The following is a 19,624-nucleotide window of genomic DNA, read 5'->3' as shown; positions in this document are numbered from 1 at the left end:
TTATTTCACTTTAATTAAATAATAAACACAAGTCGTAAAAAAATTTCTTACAAATGGAATTGACTTTATCAAACCGAATTGCTTTCTCGCTTTATAGCCAAATTTCCATTCATAGATCGGGTTGAGTAAGTAATGAGTTTTGTTTTCAATTTTATATCCCTGCTCATTACAGATCCTTTCAAACCGCTCTATACTGATGCCGGTATCTTTTACTTCCAGCAGATCATCAGCACTTTCTTTATTCTTTCTCAGCAACCAACCATAAGTGCTTCGTGGCAACAAATGTATCCACGGAATTTTGCGCATCCATGATCTGCACATTTGCTGGTGGCCACCATAAGGCATATACCAGGGCGGAAACCCAAAAAATATTACACCTCCCGGTTTTAAAAAATTCTTCATCCAGCCGATCAGCTTAGGCTGATCATGTATATGTTCGATCACATCTTTCAAAACAACTACATCATAAAACCCGCCCAACTCTTTTTCCGCATCTACTTTATAAATATCTTTTGAAATGAACTGAATTCTGCCAGCTACAAAATCATCTGCAAGGTATTCTTTTGCATGTTCAATTCGTGGCGCATCCAGCTCCACCCCCATTCCAAAACAGCCTTTGTTGATAAATCCTTTCAAAACCCCCGCCTCGCCGCAGCCAATTTCTAATATCCGCATACCGGGAGTTATCTTAAAACTTTGCTCAATAAAAGGAATGACATATTTCTCAGCGTTTAACACCTGTATATCAAAATATCTTTTCCTGTCTGCATGAAATTCAAACATTCTTACTTCTTTATTTTAATTGCTACAAACAGATAATTATTAGCTGCACCAATCACTTCATAGTTCACATAAAAACTTTCTGTGAATATTTTAAACGCCGCAAATTCATGTTTCGGCACTGCAAATTCATCGAACAAAATTATGTCTCCCTCGTTTAAAAACCGGTACAGCTGTGATAAAGAAAAGATCGTAGAGCTGAAAAGATCAGCATCCATATGGATCAGTTTGCGTCTTTCATTTTTATACTCATTCAAAAAAGGGATCAATGTATCCTGGAATAATCCTTTATAAAAATGAGCCCTTGAATCAGTGATATTAAGTGACTCCAATGCAACCGCCATTGCCCCTTTATCAAAATGTCCCCAGTTCTCCGGCAATCCTTCAAATGTGTCAAAGCCGTGAAATGATGAACCTGGGTTTTTATTATGTTCCAGCCACCATTTAAAAGAATGTCCACTACTAACTCCAAATTCGAGATAATCTATTGCTTCTGTATCCAGCTTCTCTGATTGTATCAACGATTCATAAAGATCGTATCGTTTATTATAATCCCATTTGCCCAGGTACCAATCATTATACCCATTCACTTTCGTGTTGCTTCTCCATTTACTTATATTGCTCATATAAGCCGCATTCTTCATCACTCCTGCAAATGGCTCTACAAGTCCATGAAGTTTCCACTTCATGAATAATGATTTTGATTTTCGTATGATATCTAACTTATTCAGGGGGTAAATAAGAATTAAACTTCTTCTACAATGTCTAATTCGACTTTAAGGTTTTCAATAATAAACTCCTGCCGTTCCATTGTGTTCTTGCCCATATAGTATTCAAGCAAAGCCTGTATATGTTCGCCTTGCTCAAGATGCATTAATCGTTTACGCATATCAGCTCCAATAAACAATGCAAACTCATCAGGGCTTATTTCTCCTAAACCTTTGAAACGTGTTATCTCCGGCTTGCTTCCAAGTTTCTTTACGGCATTCTGTTTTTCTGCTTCGCTGTAGCAATAAATTGTTTCCTGCTTGTTGCGTACGCGGAACAATGGTGTTTCCAGCACATATACTTTTTCATGCTTCACCAGGTCAGGAAAGAATTGCAGAAAGAAAGTCATTAGCAGCAAACGAATATGCATACCATCCACATCGGCATCGGTTGCTATTACGATATTGTTATAACGTAAGCCTTCCAATCCATCTTCAATATTCAACGCATGTTGCAAGAGATTAAACTCTTCATTTTCATAAACCACTTTTTTGGTAAGTCCATAACAGTTGAGTGGCTTGCCCCTCAAGCTGAATACAGCCTGAGTTTCTACATTCCGTGATTTTGTTATTGAACCACTGGCACTATCACCTTCAGTAATGAAGACAGTCGTTTCATGAAGCTTTGCTACAAATTCTTCTTTTCCTTTATTAGGTGGTTCATCATTAAAATGATAACGACAGTCACGCAACTTGCGGTTATGCAGGTTTGCCTTCTTAGCTCTTTCATTCGCCAGTTTACGAATACCTGAAAGTTCTTTTCTTTCTTTTTCACTTTGTTCAATACGCTTCTTCAGCGATTCTGCAGTAGACGGATTTTTATGTAAATAGATTTCCAATTCCTTAGAAAGAAAATCACCAATAAAGTTTTTCATTGTCGGCCCTTCTATGTCCACATTCACAGAACCGAGTTTTGTTTTTGTCTGGCTTTCAAATACAGGCTCTACCACACGAACAGAAACTGCAGCCACAATACCGGTTCTTATATCAGCCGCATCATAATCCTTTTTATAAAAATCACGGATGGTTTTTACATATGCTTCACGAAAAGCCTGCTGGTGTGTACCGCCCTGTGTGGTATGCTGGCCATTTACAAAACTGTAAATGTCTTCACCATAATCGTTGTTATGCGTAATAGCTACTTCAATATCATCACCGCTTAGATGTATGATGGGATAACGGATCTCATCTTCATTGGTTTTGCGCTGCAGCAAATCGAGCAAGCCATTTTTACTCACAAAACTCTTTCCGTTAAAAACAATTTTTAATCCTGCATTCAGGTAACAGTAATTCCATATCTGGCTTTCCAGGAACTCAGGGTGAAACTTATAATTCTTAAACATGGTTTCATCCGGAGTAAATGAAACCATTGTGCCATTACTCTCCGAAGTCTTTGCTTCCTTATGTTCTTTCTTTAATATTCCTTTTGCAAACTCTGCTGTTTTTTCTTTTCCTTCTCTGAATGCTGTTACTTTAAAATAATTGCTCAATGCATTCACAGCTTTTGTACCCACACCATTCAGGCCGACTGATTTCTGAAATACTTTACTGTCAAACTTGGCACCGGTATTTACTTTGCTTACAACATCTACCACTTTACCCAGTGGGATGCCACGGCCATAGTCACGAACGGTAACTGAAGTCTTATCAACAGTTATTTCAACTGTCTTGCCATGTCCCATTGCATACTCATCAATACAGTTATCCACTACTTCTTTTACAAGCACATAAATGCCATCATCGGGGGAAGAACCATCGCCCAGTTTACCAATATACATTCCGGGTCGCAGGCGGATATGCTCCTGCCAATCGAGGGTTTTGATCGACGCTTCGTTGTACTCAAAGAGATTTACTTCTTTTTCTTTTGCCATCGTCGGTACGTTTTAGTTCGTTAGTTTTTCTGTTTGGTTATCGGCTTTATTACCCAATTTCCTGTTTTTATAACCGGGCAAATATACCGAAACAGGCAATGCAAGATTCTGACGTAGTTATTAACTGTTGTGAATAAAATAAACCTGTAATTTCATTCTGTATGCCTGCACCCGACTATAAAACATTCCACCCGAAAACACGCAGCCAATGGCGAAAATGGCTGGAGAAAAATCATGCAACCTATCCCGGGATCTGGTTGATCTATTACAAAACCGAAACGGGTAAAAGAAAACTCAGCTATGCCGATGCAGTAGAAGAAGCTTTATGTTTTGGGTGGATCGATAGCCTGCCCCGGAAATTAGACAATGAACGAGCAATGCTAAAGTATTCACCACGCAAACCAAAAAGTGTATGGAGTAAAATAAATAAGCAAAGAATAGATCGGCTTATAAAAGACAACCTGATGACGGCTGCCGGTCTTGCAAAAATTGAACTGGCTAAAACGAATGGTTCATGGGACACACTTAATGCTTCGGACTTGCATGCAGATAATAATACAGTCCCACCTGACCTTGAAAAAGCGCTGAATAAAAACAAGGCAGCGATGAATAATTTCAAGTCGTTTTCACCGAGTTACCGGAAGCGATTTTTATTCTGGGTTGATAGCGCAAAACGACCAGAAACGAGGCAAGCTAGGATCAAACAAACCGTATTAATGGCCGCTGCAAATAAGAAACCCGGCCCTACCGGATTTAAGATTTAGCCCCTGATTCTCCATTAAACCGTTAATGGTTCTCTCAAATTTAATTTCTCCAACCCGTCCAAGTTGCTGAAAATCAGAAGTAAAAATTTGTCCACAGGCCGTTCAAAATTTATTTTTCCCAGCATTGAGATTTCTGCCCCTGATTGCGGAAATTTGAAATACGAATCCGGCTTCACTTTCTGAAAGAACTGAAATGTACCCGCCCGATTCCATTACTACCCATACTAATTCGCGGATTGATTTTTGAAAAACTAAAAGCGGAGGTGTTTATGTACACTTATGAACTACTCGAAACAGGTTGCTATTATCTCGTTAAAGAGAAAGAGGAATCAAATGTAAAAATGATACAGGTGGCTGTAGAAAGTGACCATTGTCTATATGTTCAGGATTTTGATAACCCGGCAGAAACCTGCTGGAAGATGAAGAAGGATACTTTATTTGACATCATCGAATGCCTGACCGATGAAACAGTACAGGCATGGAAGCAGCACTACAATATTCCAAGCGAGGATATATTTTATGAAGATGACGAAGAATAAGAACTGATTTTCCATTCATATAATTCCAGGTGTCGCATTGCAGGAATAATCTATATTTATTCCTGCAATTTTTTTATTATGAAACAAGCCATCTTAACTTCTATTTTATCAATTGTGTTTTTATCCATCCTTGCCCAGGACGATTTACCACAGGACTATTTTTCCAAAGAATTTCATGCCGGACGTCGCGATGCCGCAAGGCAAATGATGCCGTCTAATTCGGTAATGATCGTATTTGCTTATCCCGAAAGAAACTATTCAAATGATGTAAGCTATCTATTTCATCAGAACCCGGATATGTATTATTTCACCGGGTACAAAGAGCCTAATTCGATGCTGTTGATTTTTAAAGACGAACAAACCGGTCAAAGCGGAGAAAAGTACAAAGACATTTTATTTGTTCAGGAACGAAATGCGCAACGGGAACAATGGGATGGTAAACGACTTGGCACAGAAGGCGCAAAGGAAAAACTAGGTTTCACCATGGCACTCAATGGTAAGGAGTTTAAAAATTTTGCTATTGAATTTTCAAAATTTGATAAGATCATTTTTACACAATTACCTACTGATCTGCGTCGTAACCGTTTTGGAGAATCTGATCTATATAATCTCATCGAACAATTTAAAACAAAAGCGAAGGTGCCGGATACATTATCAAGAGATAAAAGATTTGACACAAGATCATTTATGGATATTACTGGTGGCTTGCGGGAAATAAAAACACCTGAAGAAAAACTGATGATAAGAAAAGCTGTAGAGATAAGCTGCCAGGGACAGAATGAAGTAATGAAAGCTATCCGGCCTGATATGAGTGAGCTGGAAATACAGGGACTGCATGAGTTTGTACACAAAAAGCAGGGGGCAGAAAGTGTTGGTTATGGTTCTATTATTGGCGCTGGTGAAAATGGCTGTATACTGCACTATATGGAAAATACAAAAACAAAAATAGGTAACAGTATGCTGTTAATGGATGTAGGTGCAGAGTATCATGGTTATTCTGCTGATGTAACCAGGACAGTTCCGGTAGATGGAAAATTTTCTGATGAAGAAAGAGCCATTTACCAGATTGTTTATGATGCGCAGGAAGCCGCATTTAAAACGCTGAAGGATGGAGCAAAAATGACAGATGCATCTGCAGCAGCTGATAAAGTATTGCAGGATGGTTTGTTTGCGCTGGGCATTATCAAAAACAAAAGCGATTTTAAAAAATATTACCCGCATGGCCTTGGTCATCATATCGGGTTGGATGTACATGACAGGAATACAAGAGGCCCGTTAAAAAAAGATATGGTAATTACAATTGAACCCGGTATTTATATACCCAGCAATAGTGATTGCGATAAAAAATGGTGGGGCATTGCTGTAAGGATAGAAGATGATGCATTGATCACCCAGGATGGCTATGAACTTCTCTCCGATTTTGCTCCACGAAAAATTGAAGACATTGAAAAAATGATAGCACAGAAAAGTGCATTAGATGATTTTAATTTACCAAAACTGAAATCATCAGAGAAGAAAGCATTTTAAGGCTATAACTCATTCCAATAAAAAAGGCCGGTTTTGCAACCGGCCTTTTTTATTTTATAAGATTTTCTTTATGGATAGACTATCGTAAACGATCCGTTGGAAACTGTTTTTGTTGTATTCGAAGTGTAATCATGCGCAGTACCGCTAAATGTACCTATTATCGTTTTGGTAGCTGTATTGTGACTGGTTACTTTAATAATGATATTCACACCTGGTGTTGCTGTAGGGTCAGCTGCTTCCAATTCTATCCCCCCACCGAAATAATAAAAATATCCTGCATTTGCCAATGTAGTCGCAAGATTCACATTTGAATTATAAGTTTCATTTGCAGTTACTCCTCCTGCTATATCGAGAAATGCAAGATTATAAAGATCTGATGCTGCATTGGTGCCATAATGATCCACTAATATCAATGGCGGCGCAGTAGTATTATCATAACTGATCGAATCATTAACACCCTGGTAAGTAGTAGCGCCTACTGTAAATTTCCATGTAACACTTGCGGCCGCAACAACAGTAACAGGGAATGTGCAGCTTGGCGTACCCGGTGTGGGAATATTAGATGTGCCCGCAGCAACGGGAGTTCCACTTCCAATTAATTGTATTGGGTTTGAACCCGTACTTGCAAAGGTGCCGGAAGCTGTAAAAACCATTCCGTTCGTAGATGTTGTACTGATATTGTAGGGGCCCGCTGTAGTTACATTCACATTCACATTAACCGTATTGCTTGCATTTAAAAGTGTACCAGCCTGGTAGGTTCCGTTTACTACTGCGCTTGCACAATTGAAGGAGAAAACTGAGCCTGCGGTTGTTGTTATTTGAAAATTACATGTAGATGTTCCGGCTGTAACAGGAATGTTAGATACACCCGCTGTCCCCGTAGGCGTACCCGAGCCTGTCAGTACTATTGTTTGAGCACCTGTTGCTGTAAAGGTTCCCGGCCCGGAAGAAAAGGTCATTCCATTCACAGCCGTTGTAGTTACATTGTAAGTGCCGATCGTAGTCACATTCACCGATAATGTTACAGTGTTGGAGCTGCCTAAGGCAGTGCCGATAATATAATTGCCTGCTATTACCGGTGTAGTACAAGCACCACCTGCACCAGCTAATGCGAATACTGCTGGCCCGCCTGCACCTGCCGGCAATACTTGTACAGTTATATCACATTCAGTGCTGTCAAAAAATACAGTAAATACATTGTTACCCTGTACAAGTGGAGTACCGCTTCCACTTAATGTAATAGTTTGCATACCATTGGCAGTAAAATTTCCGGTACCGTAGAAATGATAGCCATTAATGGTATCTGTGTAAATATTATAAGTACCGGCGGTGGCCACATTTATGTCCACAGTGATCGTATTGGTAGCTGGAACCAACGCAGTACCGGCCACATAGGATCCATTTACAGTTTTAGGTAAACATAAACCGCCTCCATCTTCCTGCAGAGAACCTTGTGCAGGAGTGCCATCCAATTCAAAACTCACCTCCTTCTGACAGGCAAAAAACAAAACAGATAAAAAAAGAACAAGTCCAACGAATAGTTTATTCATAACTACAGAATTAAAAAATATAAGGTGCTAAAAATAAGACTTATTTACGGAACGTAACTAACAGGGCTTTGTTGTTTTTTCCCCTGTATTTCCAGGTTAAAACCACATTTAATTTGTATCAATTCCGCTAGGTTTGCAAAAATCATTCCGTATGATAAAAATCTTCGGTCAATTGGTGCTTTTTATCGCTGCTTTTTTCAGTCTGCATAGCAAATCACAAACACCAACAGTAGAGATGCTGCACAGCGGTAATAAAGTAAGCATCCGCGGATTGAGTGTGGTGAATGATAATATCGTTTGGGTAAGCGGTAGTAATGGTATGGTTGGCCGCAGCAATGATGCAGGTAAAACATGGAACTGGTATAATGCGAAAAAATTTATTCCGGATGATTCAATGAAACTGAAAGCTGATTTTCGGGATATAGAGGCATTTGACGGAGCTACAGCGATCATTATGTCAGTTGATGCTCCTGCTTATATTTTAAAAACGAATAATGGCGGAGAAACATGGAAAGTAGTGTATGAAAATAAAACAAAGGGAATGTTTCTTGACGCTATGGAATTCTGGAATGAACAAAGTGGTATTGTGATCGGCGATCCCATTGATGGAAGATTTTTTATTGCCAGAACATTTGATGGCGGAAGCAGTTGGCAGGAAATCCCTTTTGATAAAAGGCCTGTTGCAGATAGTGGTGAAGCATTTTTTGCAGCAAGTGGTACGAATATCCGGGCAGCAAACAGAAGCGAAGCTGTATTTGTAAGCGGTGGATTAAGATCAAGATTGTTTTCAAAAAATAAACCTATTGATCTGCCAGTGATACAAGGTGGCCAAATGACCGGGGCCAACTCAGTCGCTATTGCTGATAACGGAAAGAAAAAAGGTGGTAAAATAATAATGGTTGTTGCCGGTGATTATCTTAAAGCATCATCATCCGAAAAGAATTGTGTTTTTTCTAATGATGGTGGTAAAACGTGGAAGAAACCCATTACTCCTCCAAATGGTTATAGAAGTTCAGTAGAATTCATTTCAACAAAACAATTGGTTACATGCGGACTTACTGGTGTTGATTACTCAACCGATGGTGGTATGAACTGGGCTGGCATCAACAAAGAAAGTTTTAATGTATGCCGCAAAGCAAAGAATGGAACAGCTGTTTTCTTTGCCGGTGGAAATGGAAGGATTGGAAAATTGATTTTATAATAAACTGCTTACTTGATATTGTCAATTATCGCCTGTATGGAAGGTCTTTTCTTATAATCGGTTTCAAAATATCTCCAGATCACATCCCGTTGTTTATCGATGATATAAACTGCCGGTACAGGCAGGTTGGTTCCGTTCTCACCATTTAGTTTCGTAAAATCCAAACCAGCATTACGATAACGTGTCACCGTATTCTCGGGTACTTCAAAAGCCACATTATAGGCTTTCATAATTTTCATATCCTTATCATGAAGGATAGAAAACTCTGCACCTGTTTTTTTAACGGTACTGTCAATATTTGAATTTATCTCCGGAGTTACGGCAATAACCGTTGCTCCTTTATCAGTTATCAGTTGCAATGAGTCTTCCAGTCGCTTCAATGCTTTATTACAGTAAGGACACCAATAACCGCGGTAAAAGACCAATACGACAGGCCCTTTCTTTGCGAGGTCCTTTAGTTTTATTTCATTGCCGTTCTGATCAAAGCCGGTGAAATCAGGAGCTTTTGCACCCGGAAACAATCCTTCAGGACTTTGCTGGGCAATCAAAAATGTAACAAGGAAAACAAAAATGCCGGTTGAAATTATTCTTTTCATGGTTGTATTTCTGCTTACAAAAATATTTATTGTTTATTTCTGTAATGTAATTCATCTGATAGCTTAACAAAATATTATTTTCCCCTATTTTTACAACTTTCTAATTATCTTATAAAAACATCCATTTATGGCAAGCGGACACAGCGAAAAATTCTTTACAAAACTCCTGATCGGTTTTGCATTTATTATTGGTGCTACTTTTTTAATCTTCTTTTATTTCGTGAACGTATATAAACCGCTGAAAAGTGAGGATTGGTACTTCTGGGGGCTTGGTACTGCTATATTATTCAATACTGGCCTGTATTTCATGATATCTGCAGCAGTTCACAAAACGAAAAATGATATGATCCGCAGGCAGCAATCAAGGGAAATGCAAAAATCCAGGCCGGCCGATCATTAGATCAATTAAAATTTCTTGGTAAACATAAAGAACACTGCCAGCAACAGGAATACAAAGCTCACCAGGTATTTCCAATGAAATGGCTCTTTCAGGTAGAATACAGCAAATATTGCGAATACAACCAATGTAATTACTTCTTGTGTGATCTTTAACTGGAAACCTGTCATTCCTTTTTCAAAACCGATGCGGTTAGCCGGCACCATCAGGATATACTCAAATAGAGCTATGCCCCAGCTTATCAGTATTGCTTTCGATAACGACCAGCCTTGTTGTTTTAAATGATAATACCAGGCAAAGGTCATAAAGATGTTGGATGCGATTAATAGCAGAATTGTTCTGGCTGCGATCATAATTTAGTTTTATAAGTTATATCGGCCCAAATTTTTAGGGGCTTAACATTTTACTAAAATAAAAAAGTCCGGTGAATACCAGACTTCAATAATTTACTCTTCAGTTAATATTTATAATGAATACATCTGCCCGTCACGGTAAACAAATCCATGCACACTGCCATCTGCATTTGTATACTGTCCTACCACATCTCCCCTGTTATTAATTCCATAAGCCCTGCTTTCTGTTCCTCCATTTGTGCCCAAATCATACATCACACCATCTTTATATAAAAATGCATGTGCCTGACCGGTAGCTATTCTTGCAAATCCAACCACTTCTCCTTTATCATTTATACCGAATGCTACACTGGCAGCGCCACCTAATGTTCCCAAATCATACATTACACCTTCTTTATACAAGAATGCCCGTATTGCACCATTGGATAAAAGGGAACGTCCTGCAATTTCGCCATAATTATTTATGGCATTGGCATTTGAAGCTATACCGCCCAATGTTCCGAGGTCCTGCATTACTCCGTCTTTGTATAAAAATGCCCTTTGTTGATTAAGTGCATTATCTGCAACACCAACGATATGACCAAAATCATTTATAGAAGCAGCAGATGCTTTTGTCCCACCCAATGTGCCGAGATCAATAGGATCTCCTTCAAGAGAAAAAACAGTGGCACGCATTGTAGTAGGTGTAACAAAATTTCCATTCAACGATTCGCCAACCATCACTCCTGAATTATTAATATCATATACTTCACCGAATTGCTGGCCCGGTAGTGGACTTAACTCATAAGCCTGCCCATGTCTCCATAGCATTGGTAAAATACCAGTACCGCTGATCTTTGATCCGGCAATATCACCGGGCTCGTTGATAGAAAATTTAATTTCAGGAAGACCATTAGGCTTTACTTCGTCAGTAGAATACCAGAGATCGTTGTTCTTTAAATTAAAAGCTTTGATCTTTCCATCAGGATCAGTTGCTGAACCAGCGATAGCACCGGAATTGTTGATACTAAATGCCCGTGACGGTCCTGATTCAAGAGATGTTGATTGTAATTCAGAGGATGGTGCTGCTTTGGCCTTTTCCTGGTAAAAGGGTTTTTCAATGGATTTCTTACAGGAAACTATGAGCAATACAATTGAGCTCATAAGCAATAGCTGGGATAATTTTTGTTTCATAAATAATTTTTTAAAAAATGAAGAAATTAATTACATGATTAGCCGGTATTGGTTGATTGGTTTTTGACAGTGGCTATTCATCACAAAAATGATAACATCAGTATCCGAAGTCAATAACCAAAAAACGTTATTTCTACCGCCGACGGGTACAGGAATACCATATTCACGTTATTGAAAACAGGGAAATATTCAGATACCTTTAGGATATGAAGAGGCCAGCTTACTTTTTTGTTATGCTTGTTAGTTGTATTTGTTCAGCTCAATCTTTTCCCGTTAAGAATGTAAATGATGGTTATGTGGTAACAATGCTGGATGGCACCAGGGAATTCAGTAACAACTTAAGAGAGATTTTAATTGACAACAATGGTCTTTGCTGGTTTCAAAACAATTCACATATCTCTTCGTTTGATGGAGTAAGCTGGAAACCATATACATTCAAAACTCCTGATAGCAAAAGCATTTCTCTCCGTGTTAATGAAATTGAGCTTTCAGACGATGGCGTTGTCTGGCTGGGAACATCAGATGGTTTTTTTGTTTTTGATAAGCAATCAGAAAGTTTTATTCCTCTAAAACAAAAGTTTCCACAACTAACCGGAATGCCGTACTCAGCTAATTGTGCTTATAAAGGAGATAACCATTTTCTTTTTGTTTCAATCCTGGAAAAAGGGTTTTATATTTTGAATTGGAAGACAGCAGCGCTGAAACACATTCGTATTGATAGCACTAATGAAACAGAGGTAGCAACTGATGGTGATGAACTAGATGTAACAAGGGATAAAGAAGGAAATTACTGGGGACTTACTACTGATAAAAAAGGGATATGGCATTATAACATATCCACCGGTGAAATAAGCCGTTCATGGAAAGATGAACTTCCATTTTTCCCTGCAAAAAGATTTAGAGGACGTAATATAACAGGCATAACGTACTCTGAAAAAGATAATACTATCTGGCTTTCCTCCGGGCCTTCCGGAATATTGGAGAACATATCTTTAGCTACAGGCCGAAATATATTCTTCACATTTACCGGGGATCTGCTGGTAAAGGCCGATACAAACACAACAAAAAGATATAGTATTCAAACTGTAAAAAATGACAGAGATAAAAACAGTTGGGTGATTGTCGGAGAAAAATATCTTGTAAAGTTAAATAACGATATCCATCTGTTTGAATACCTTGTCAATGATCCGGAGCTTTTACCGCTCGGTAAATTGAATTCTTTTTATATAGAAACCGGTGCAATCAAAAACAGAAAACAAAACGATAATCTTATCTGGCTATCCGGGGATAACGGTTTATCAGTAATAAAAAAAAGAAACCCGCTGGTACGGCAGATCCCGATTGATACCCTGTCAACCGGGATAGAAGCTCCCGATTATGAAAACATAAAATCGAGAAAAACGATATTCTTCGAAAAAGGTAAGAACAATAATTATTTCCTGCTTCAGAAAAATGCAGGCAGGCCTAAACTGATCTGCTTTGATAACAATTTGCATATAATAAAAACATTGTTTAATGATCAGTGGAAAAAATATCCCGCCTATTTTAATACAGTTTTTAATCCCGATACTTTTTATATCGCATTCCTGACAGACAAAATGGAACCACTCAATTTCAGGACAGGCGTAGTAAGGGATTTTAAAGTTGATCTGAAAACATTAAGAACAGAAGAGATCAAACCTGATTTTTCAAAACGGGTATTGTATTATGGAGCCCCGGATGCAGACAACAAGTACTGGCTATTTTCCAATGGCTATTTGTATTCCTATGAACCGGGGAAAAACAGCCTGGATTCACTATACATATGTAAGCCGGATGAAAAGGGAGAGTATAAAATAGAACTTATTAAAGGATATGATTACCCGACTGTCTTGCATAAAAACAGCTCAACTTTCTGGATTGATTTTATTCACACACGGGAATTATATAAAATCAACCTCAAGGCGAAAAAGGTTGAAAAGATTTTTAAAAGTTGCTGGGAACGGGAGGGATGTGAAATTCCAGGTGGTGTTTTTGATATCTATAATTTTGATTCAAGCCGGATCTATCTTCAGCAATCTTTTTCTGTATTACTGGTAAATCCATTTACTGATTCTATTACACGGTATGTTGATTTGTTTAATAACAAACTCCCGACAGATTTCCAGATGGGCTCAGGCATATATAATAACTGGATATGTCATGTTACTCCTGATGAAATTAACCTGTTGAATACAATTTCGGGGAAACATAAAAAGCTTTCATTAAATGAGGATTTCAAATGGAAACTTTCTCAATTTAATTCCAGGCCGTTGTTTAATGATAAAGGCGAAATAATACTCATGTCTTCATTAAATAAAGGCTTTGTTGTTTTCAATCTTGATTCCATTAATAATCCTGAAAAACCAGGTAATGTGAATTTCTCATTTGTAAAATTGGATGACAGTTACCTTTCACTCGATTCATTAACACAAACCCGGGCATTATCGTTAAAGTATAATAAATACAGAAGCCTTCACTTCAGGTTTTCAGATCTTTCAATCTTTAACCAGGATAAGGTTAACTATGAATATACTCTCTACAATGGAGGTGATACTGTTTGGAGCAAAATAGAAGGCGAACCGGAACTCACATTTACACGGATATCTCCAGGTAAATACCAGTTACTCGTAAGAGCAGGAAATGGTTACGGTGATTATTCAACTGCTATTACCGTTTTCAATATTTCTATTATTCCTCCGTTTACTCAAACAATATGGTTTATACTTTTATTGCTGATAGCAGGTGCAGCAATTCTGTACGGAATATACCGGTACCGGATCAAACAGGTGAATCGCTTACAAACCATAAGAAATAATATCGCAAGTGACTTACATGATGATATCGGATCAACGCTTAATAGCATTTCGATTTACAGTGAAGTAGCAAAACAACAAGCAGGAAAAGATATACCGGCATTAGACCTGATTGGTTTGAATTCACGGAAAATCGTTGAAAGCATGAGTGATATAGTTTGGGCCATCAATCCCGAAAACGATTCCTTTGAAAAAATTATTATCCGGATGCGTTCATTTGCTTACCAGTTATTAAAAGCAAAAAAGATTGAGTTCACTTTTGATGCTGATGAAAAATTGAACTCCATTGCGCTGCCGATGCAGGTACGCAAAAATTTTTACCTTGTATTTAAAGAAGCGATCACTAACCTCGTTAAATATTCCGGTGCCACAAGAGTCTCCATTTTATTAACCGAAAAAAATAAAACTATCTTTCTACAGATCCGGGATAACGGATCAGGCATTAAGATAAGCCCCGAGACACAAGGAAATGGTCTGCTTAACATGAAACGGCGGGCAGAAGAAATAAGCGCCAGTTTAAATATTGAAACAGCAACAGGGCTTGGAACTGGAGTTGAACTTGAATTAAAACTATAAAGCAACCGGGATGAGCATAAACAATCATGAATAAAAACTACTGAAATGATCAAGGTTGTAATTTTTGAAGATAATCGAAGCTTGCGTGAAGGTCTGAATGCCATGATTGGAGGTACACCGGGCTTTTTGTGTGCCGGCGCATTTCCCAATTGCAATAATCTTTTAAAGAATATTGCGGAGACAAAACCAGATGTAGTGCTGATGGATATTGAAATGCCGGGAATGAATGGTATTGAAGCAGTATCGCTGATCAAAGAGGATTATCCCAATATAAAAATTCTGATGGAAACAATTTTTGATGATGATGAAAAAATATTCAGTTCAATCTGTGCCGGGGCTGAAGGTTATATATTAAAACATACTTCGCCTGCAGAGATCATGGAGGCCATCAAAGAAATTTATGAAGGTGGCAGCCCAATGACCCCTTCTATTGCCAACCGTGTTTTAAAAATGATAAAAGAAAAACCCGCATTCGGCGATAAAGAATCATTCGATCTTTCACCCCGTGAAAAAGAAATTCTTTCCTGCCTTGTAAAAGGTATGAGTTATAAAATGGTTGCTGACACCTGTTTCATCAGCATAGAAACTGTCAATGTTCATATAAAGAACATTTATAAAAAACTGCATGTACATTCCAAATCCGAAGCTGTTGCAAAAGCGATAAGAGGAAGAATTGTGTAAAAAAAGTCCCGCTAAAGCGGGACTCAAATATTTACTTATAACCTAAAACTTATTACTTAAAACTAATTCTCCAGGTTCCTAAAATCCACCGGCACCAACTTACTAACTCCCGGCTCCTGCATAGTTACACCATAAATAACATCAACCGTACTCATTGTCATTTTATTGTGGGTTACAATGATGAACTGTGAGTTATCACTGAACTGGCGGATCATATTGGTAAACTTGCTCACATTCGCATCATCCAACGGGGCATCAACCTCATCGAGTATACAGAATGGGGCAGGTTTAATTAAGTAGATCGCAAACAACAATGCTGTCGCTGTCAATGTTCTTTCACCACCGCTCAGCTGGGTAAGTGATGTTGGACGTTTGCCTTTAGGTTTTGCAATTACATCAATTCCTGTTTCAGCGAGGTTATCAGGATTTTCCAAAACAAGATCACACTGGTCATCTGATGTAAACAGGGTTTGGAAAACCTTATGGAAATGTTCTCTTACAGTATTAAATGTATCTAAGAATTTCTGGTTAGCCGTTAATTCTACTTCTTCTATCGTTTTTAATAAACTATCCTTAGCAGTCACCAAATCGCTCTTTTGTTCCGTGATGAAATCATAACGCTTCTTCATTTCAGTGAATGCTTCAATTGCCGTAGGATTCACTTCACCAAGATTCTCCAAACGTTTTTTCATCTTGTCACTTTTCTCCTGCAACTCTTCCGCCGGTGTATCTCCTGTTCTTGGTTCATCAATAATATCTTCAATATTGATGCGGAACTCTACATGCATTCGTTCCTTCATTCCTGCCAATTGTAGTTTCAGTTCATTCAGTCTATCTTTTATTTCGCCGAGCAAATGCTCCATCATTTCTTTTTCCTTCAGCTTATGGCGCAGTTCGCTTTCTTTTTCATTCAGTGCATTACGGAAATTATAATAAGCCTGGTCTGCTTCATTTAGTTTCTTTTCTTCATCTTCCTTGCTATGCATCAGTTGGAATAACTGATCTTCTATTTCTTTCAACTCAGCTTCAGATTGCTCAAGGCTTTGTATTGTTTCATTCAGTGAACCCGTATTGATCTCGATCTGTTGGTTAAGATCATTCAACTGGTTATTCTTAAACTCCAGTTCCTGCTTCAGCGAACTGATCTTACTTTGCTGGCGGGTAACAGAAAGATTGAATTCATTATAAGCAGTATTCGCAGTATTATAATCCGCTTCAGCGGCTTTAAATGTTTCATCTGCGTCACTCAGCCTCACTCCTACTACTTCTAATTGTTGCAAATAATCGGTAAGAGATTTTCTTACACCTTCTACCGAACTATTCGTTTGCTGCATCTGCAGGTTCAGTTCTTCCAAACGATGCTGGCTATTATTCTGCATCGAATGAAGATTCTCCAGTTTATTATGCAGGGCAAATACCTGGTTAGTGAGTTGTGAAATTTCAACATCCGTCTCACGGATAGCTGACTCACGCAGATCTTCATTGAAAGCGATCACTTCATTATGCCTCGCCTGGATATCTGCACGCAGCACTTCTACAACTGCTTCCTGCTTTCTTATTTCTTCATTCAGTTTTTCAAGGTTCTTTACACGGCCGATCTTATTTCCTTCAAACAAACCAACACTGCCACCTGTTAAAGAATATTTCCCTTTTACATAACGGCCATTCTTTTCAATTACTACAAAACCATTGCTGTTCTGTAACACTTCTTCATTATCGGCAATAAATACATTACCCAATAAATGTTCTGCTAATCCCTTATATTTTTCATCTACTTCAACAACCGATAATGCAGGAATACCACCTTCCAATTGGTGTTCATTCGTGTTATTCGTTTCAAATTTGTCTAACAAAAAGAAATTCGCTTTTCCTTTTTTATGCTCTTCTAATAAACCGACTGCATACAAACCTGCGTGCAGGTTATCGGCAATATAATAATTCAGGTAAGGCTCCAGCACATTCTCTAATGCTGTACGATATTCTTCTTTTACATAAAGAATATCAGAAAGTATCGGTGAATTATCTGTCCACAGGGGATTGTTATGTAAAAATTTTACGCTGTCTGGATAGCCTTCCATTGAATCGATCATACTCTTCAACAGATCATACTCATTCTTTTTAGCATCCAGCTTGCGGCTTTCTTCTGCCAGTTTATTGCGCAACACATCCAACACTGATTGTGTTTGTAAGATCTGGTCTTTAGTGTTTTCATTATGCTGTTGCAATTGCTCCAGGTCCACTTTCTTTATGCCCAGTTCTTTTTCTTTCAGTATTCTTTCCTGGTCTACATGATGACGGTGTTCTTCCCTATGTTTTCTTTCTTCTTCTATCTGTCCTATTAAACGCTGAAGATTATTTACAGAACTATCTGCAACAGCAACTTTCTTCTCTGCATCAAACTGGCTACGCTGAATTTGCTGCTGCTCATTACGAACCTGTTCAACAGCTTTTCTTTTTTCATCCAGTACATTTCTTTTTTCATCAGCAGCTGTACGTAATTGTCCCAGTTCTTCCTGCAATTGCATAAAGCGTTTCTCTTCTTCCTGCAACTGTGTAGTGGTAAATTGAATTCCTTCCTCTACTCCTTTTTGCTGGCCGCCTGCTTTAGTCAAAAATTCACGCAGGCTATTTTCTTTTTCTTTTAAGTGTGATATACGTTGTGCAGAAAGATTCTTTTCATTTTCTTTTGAACGTACCGATTGCAACATTTCATTAAACACATGTTGCATCTGCTGCAATTCTTTTTCTTTTTCGATCAGCGATAAACGTTCTGCTTCGAGTCTTGCTTCTTCACTTTTTATTTCTGTTTCAGCTTTCAGTCTTTTATCGGTTTCTTCATCATGCTGCAGGTTTAGTTCTTTGTAAGAAATATTAAAACCTTCAAGCGCAGCTTTAGCCAGCTCAATACTCACTTCACGATACTCTTTTTTGATCTCGTGGTATTTCTCAGCCTTCTTAGCCTGGCTCTCCAGACTTTTCAGTTGGTTATTGATCTCAAAAAGCAGATCCTCGATTCTCGCAAGGTCCTGCTCGGTAGCTTCCAATTTAGCCTTGGCCTCTTTCTTTCTTGTTTTATAAATGGAAATACCGGCAGCCTGCTCCAGCATCCGGCGGCGGCTATTGTCCTTGTCCTTGATCAGGTCATCCACCATGCCCAGCTCGATGATCGCATAGCTGTCGGTGCTGATACCCGTATCCATAAACAGGTTCTGGATATCCTTCAGGCGGCACTGCACATCATTCAGGCGGTACTCACTCTCGCCGCTTTTATAAAATTTACGGGTGATGGTAACGGTATTGAACTCTGTCGGCAACAGGTTCTTGGTATTCTCGAAAGTTAGGTTTACCTCGGCAAGGCCGCTTGCACTGCGGGTTTTGGAGCCATTGAAAACCAGCGCCTCAAGGTTTTCGCTACGCAGGTGGCTGATCTTTTGCTCACCAATTACCCAGCGGATGCTGTCCACAATATTGCTTTTGCCACAGCCATTGGGGCCGATAATGCCCGTTATGCCTTCGTCAAATCTTACAACGGTTTTATCGGCGAAGCTTTTAAAGCCTTTGATTTCAAGGGATTTTAATCTCACTTTTAATGGGTTTAATGCGGCGAATATAGGAGGAAAACAGCGGAATTAGAGTTTTGGAATTGTTAGAGTTATACACAGATGTGCGGGTAGAATTGGGGATTGGGATATTGGATATTTTGGGTTCTTAGCTGTATTGCTACTATTAGGCTTTCGTTGCGTCGCACTCTTGTACGTTCGGGAATTCTATTCGTCAACAATGAGACATTGAATAAAACATAGTTCTTTCACCCTGAGTTTGTCGAAGGGTTGCACAGCATTTGTACAAAAACTCATCAGGGCTTCGACAAGCTCAGCCTGACACTCCGCTATTACATCAAACTTTCTTAACACTTCATCTCGATTATGGTCCGAAAATAAAAGTCACGAACTTCTGCGAACTGAAACTGGTGATACTACTAAAGGAGTATTTATCTAAACCACTCTTTGAATGA

Annotated in this window: 15 protein-coding genes; 7 read left to right on the top strand and 8 right to left on the bottom strand. The window is 38.6% G+C overall.

Features of this window, described 5'->3' with window-relative positions; translation table 11 throughout:
- Genes E6H07_14695 through E6H07_14685 form a run of 3 tightly spaced genes read right to left on the bottom strand, consistent with a single transcriptional unit; the run spans nt 1 to nt 3,418 of the window.
- Nucleotides 1-783: a class I SAM-dependent methyltransferase gene (locus E6H07_14695; protein ID TMI62658.1), complete on the bottom strand. Its 783-nt coding sequence runs from the start codon at nt 781-783 to the stop codon at nt 1-3.
- Between the two features lie 2 nt (nt 784-785).
- Nucleotides 786-1,469: a class I SAM-dependent methyltransferase gene (locus E6H07_14690; protein TMI62657.1), complete on the bottom strand. Its 684-nt coding sequence runs from the start codon at nt 1,467-1,469 to the stop codon at nt 786-788.
- A gap of 56 nt (nt 1,470-1,525) precedes the next feature.
- Nucleotides 1,526-3,418, bottom strand: a complete 1,893-nt coding sequence (locus E6H07_14685; GenBank protein ID TMI62656.1) for a type IIA DNA topoisomerase subunit B — start codon at nt 3,416-3,418, stop codon at nt 1,526-1,528.
- 161 nt (nt 3,419-3,579) lie between these two features.
- Here E6H07_14685 and E6H07_14680 point away from each other — a divergent pair, with 161 nt between their 5' ends.
- The 3 genes from E6H07_14680 (at nt 3,580) to E6H07_14670 (ending at nt 6,248) form a co-directional block, all read left to right on the top strand.
- Nucleotides 3,580-4,182 (top strand): hypothetical protein, encoded by a 603-nt coding sequence (locus tag E6H07_14680; GenBank protein TMI62655.1) that lies wholly within the window; start codon nt 3,580-3,582, stop codon nt 4,180-4,182.
- 269 nt (nt 4,183-4,451) lie between these two features.
- A complete protein-coding gene (locus E6H07_14675; protein ID TMI62654.1) occupies nt 4,452-4,721 on the top strand; it encodes a hypothetical protein in 270 nt (89 codons plus the stop codon).
- 78 nt (nt 4,722-4,799) lie between these two features.
- Nucleotides 4,800-6,248: a M24 family metallopeptidase gene (locus tag E6H07_14670; GenBank protein TMI62653.1), complete on the top strand. Its 1,449-nt coding sequence runs from the start codon at nt 4,800-4,802 to the stop codon at nt 6,246-6,248.
- A 68-nt stretch (nt 6,249-6,316) separates the two neighbouring features.
- On the opposite strand, the gene E6H07_14665 is transcribed toward E6H07_14670, so the two are convergent.
- The gene (locus E6H07_14665) at nt 6,317-7,798 is read right to left on the bottom strand and encodes a hypothetical protein (protein ID TMI62652.1); all 1,482 of its coding nucleotides are present in this window, start codon (nt 7,796-7,798) and stop codon (nt 6,317-6,319) included.
- A 151-nt stretch (nt 7,799-7,949) separates the two neighbouring features.
- Here E6H07_14665 and E6H07_14660 point away from each other — a divergent pair, with 151 nt between their 5' ends.
- A complete protein-coding gene (locus E6H07_14660; GenBank protein TMI62651.1) occupies nt 7,950-8,999 on the top strand; it encodes an oxidoreductase in 1,050 nt (349 codons plus the stop codon).
- An 8-nt stretch (nt 9,000-9,007) separates the two neighbouring features.
- On the opposite strand, the gene E6H07_14655 is transcribed toward E6H07_14660, so the two are convergent.
- Entirely contained in the window at nt 9,008-9,595 is a 588-nt protein-coding gene (locus E6H07_14655) for an AhpC/TSA family protein (GenBank protein TMI62650.1), read from the bottom strand.
- A gap of 127 nt (nt 9,596-9,722) precedes the next feature.
- Between E6H07_14655 and E6H07_14650 the strand changes: the two genes are divergently transcribed.
- The gene (locus E6H07_14650) at nt 9,723-9,995 is read left to right on the top strand and encodes a hypothetical protein (protein TMI62649.1); all 273 of its coding nucleotides are present in this window, start codon (nt 9,723-9,725) and stop codon (nt 9,993-9,995) included.
- Nucleotides 9,996-10,000: 5 nt separating this feature from the next.
- Here E6H07_14650 and E6H07_14645 read toward each other — a convergent pair whose 3' ends face one another.
- Nucleotides 10,001-10,345, bottom strand: coding sequence for a DMT family protein (locus E6H07_14645; GenBank protein TMI62648.1), 345 nt, complete (start codon nt 10,343-10,345; stop codon nt 10,001-10,003).
- A gap of 111 nt (nt 10,346-10,456) precedes the next feature.
- Nucleotides 10,457-11,518, bottom strand: coding sequence for an HAF repeat-containing protein (locus E6H07_14640; protein TMI62647.1), 1,062 nt, complete (start codon nt 11,516-11,518; stop codon nt 10,457-10,459).
- 206 nt (nt 11,519-11,724) lie between these two features.
- On the opposite strand from E6H07_14640, the gene E6H07_14635 reads away from it, so the two are divergent.
- Entirely contained in the window at nt 11,725-14,928 is a 3,204-nt protein-coding gene (locus tag E6H07_14635) for a hypothetical protein (GenBank protein TMI62646.1), read from the top strand.
- Between the two features lie 45 nt (nt 14,929-14,973).
- Nucleotides 14,974-15,609, top strand: coding sequence for a response regulator transcription factor (locus tag E6H07_14630; protein TMI62645.1), 636 nt, complete (start codon nt 14,974-14,976; stop codon nt 15,607-15,609).
- A gap of 62 nt (nt 15,610-15,671) precedes the next feature.
- Here the strand turns inward: E6H07_14630 and smc are convergent, their stop codons facing one another.
- On the bottom strand, nt 15,672-19,193 hold the full coding sequence (gene smc / locus E6H07_14625; protein ID TMI62644.1) for a chromosome segregation protein SMC: 3,522 nt from the start codon (nt 19,191-19,193) through the stop codon (nt 15,672-15,674).
- Between the last annotated feature and the right edge of the window lie 431 nt (nt 19,194-19,624).

This window comes from Bacteroidota bacterium, from assembly GCA_005882315.1.
GTDB lineage: Bacteria > Bacteroidota > Bacteroidia > Chitinophagales > Chitinophagaceae > VBAR01.
This window is presented reverse-complemented; position numbering and strand designations above follow the sequence as displayed.

Bases quoted from the DNA above. Each gene is read 5' to 3' on its own strand.
- E6H07_14695 (TMI62658.1), bottom strand. From the start codon at position 783: ATGTTTGAATTTCATGCAGACAGGAAAAGATATTTTGATATACAGGTG.
- E6H07_14690 (TMI62657.1), bottom strand. From the start codon at position 1,469: ATGAAGTGGAAACTTCATGGACTTGTAGAGCCATTTGCAGGAGTGATG.
- E6H07_14685 (TMI62656.1), bottom strand. From the start codon at position 3,418: ATGGCAAAAGAAAAAGAAGTAAATCTCTTTGAGTACAACGAAGCGTCG.
- E6H07_14680 (TMI62655.1), top strand. From the start codon at position 3,580: ATGCCTGCACCCGACTATAAAACATTCCACCCGAAAACACGCAGCCAA.
- E6H07_14675 (TMI62654.1), top strand. From the start codon at position 4,452: ATGTACACTTATGAACTACTCGAAACAGGTTGCTATTATCTCGTTAAA.
- E6H07_14670 (TMI62653.1), top strand. From the start codon at position 4,800: ATGAAACAAGCCATCTTAACTTCTATTTTATCAATTGTGTTTTTATCC.
- E6H07_14665 (TMI62652.1), bottom strand. From the start codon at position 7,798: ATGAATAAACTATTCGTTGGACTTGTTCTTTTTTTATCTGTTTTGTTT.
- E6H07_14660 (TMI62651.1), top strand. From the start codon at position 7,950: ATGATAAAAATCTTCGGTCAATTGGTGCTTTTTATCGCTGCTTTTTTC.
- E6H07_14655 (TMI62650.1), bottom strand. From the start codon at position 9,595: ATGAAAAGAATAATTTCAACCGGCATTTTTGTTTTCCTTGTTACATTT.
- E6H07_14650 (TMI62649.1), top strand. From the start codon at position 9,723: ATGGCAAGCGGACACAGCGAAAAATTCTTTACAAAACTCCTGATCGGT.
- E6H07_14645 (TMI62648.1), bottom strand. From the start codon at position 10,345: ATGATCGCAGCCAGAACAATTCTGCTATTAATCGCATCCAACATCTTT.
- E6H07_14640 (TMI62647.1), bottom strand. From the start codon at position 11,518: ATGAAACAAAAATTATCCCAGCTATTGCTTATGAGCTCAATTGTATTG.
- E6H07_14635 (TMI62646.1), top strand. From the start codon at position 11,725: ATGAAGAGGCCAGCTTACTTTTTTGTTATGCTTGTTAGTTGTATTTGT.
- E6H07_14630 (TMI62645.1), top strand. From the start codon at position 14,974: ATGATCAAGGTTGTAATTTTTGAAGATAATCGAAGCTTGCGTGAAGGT.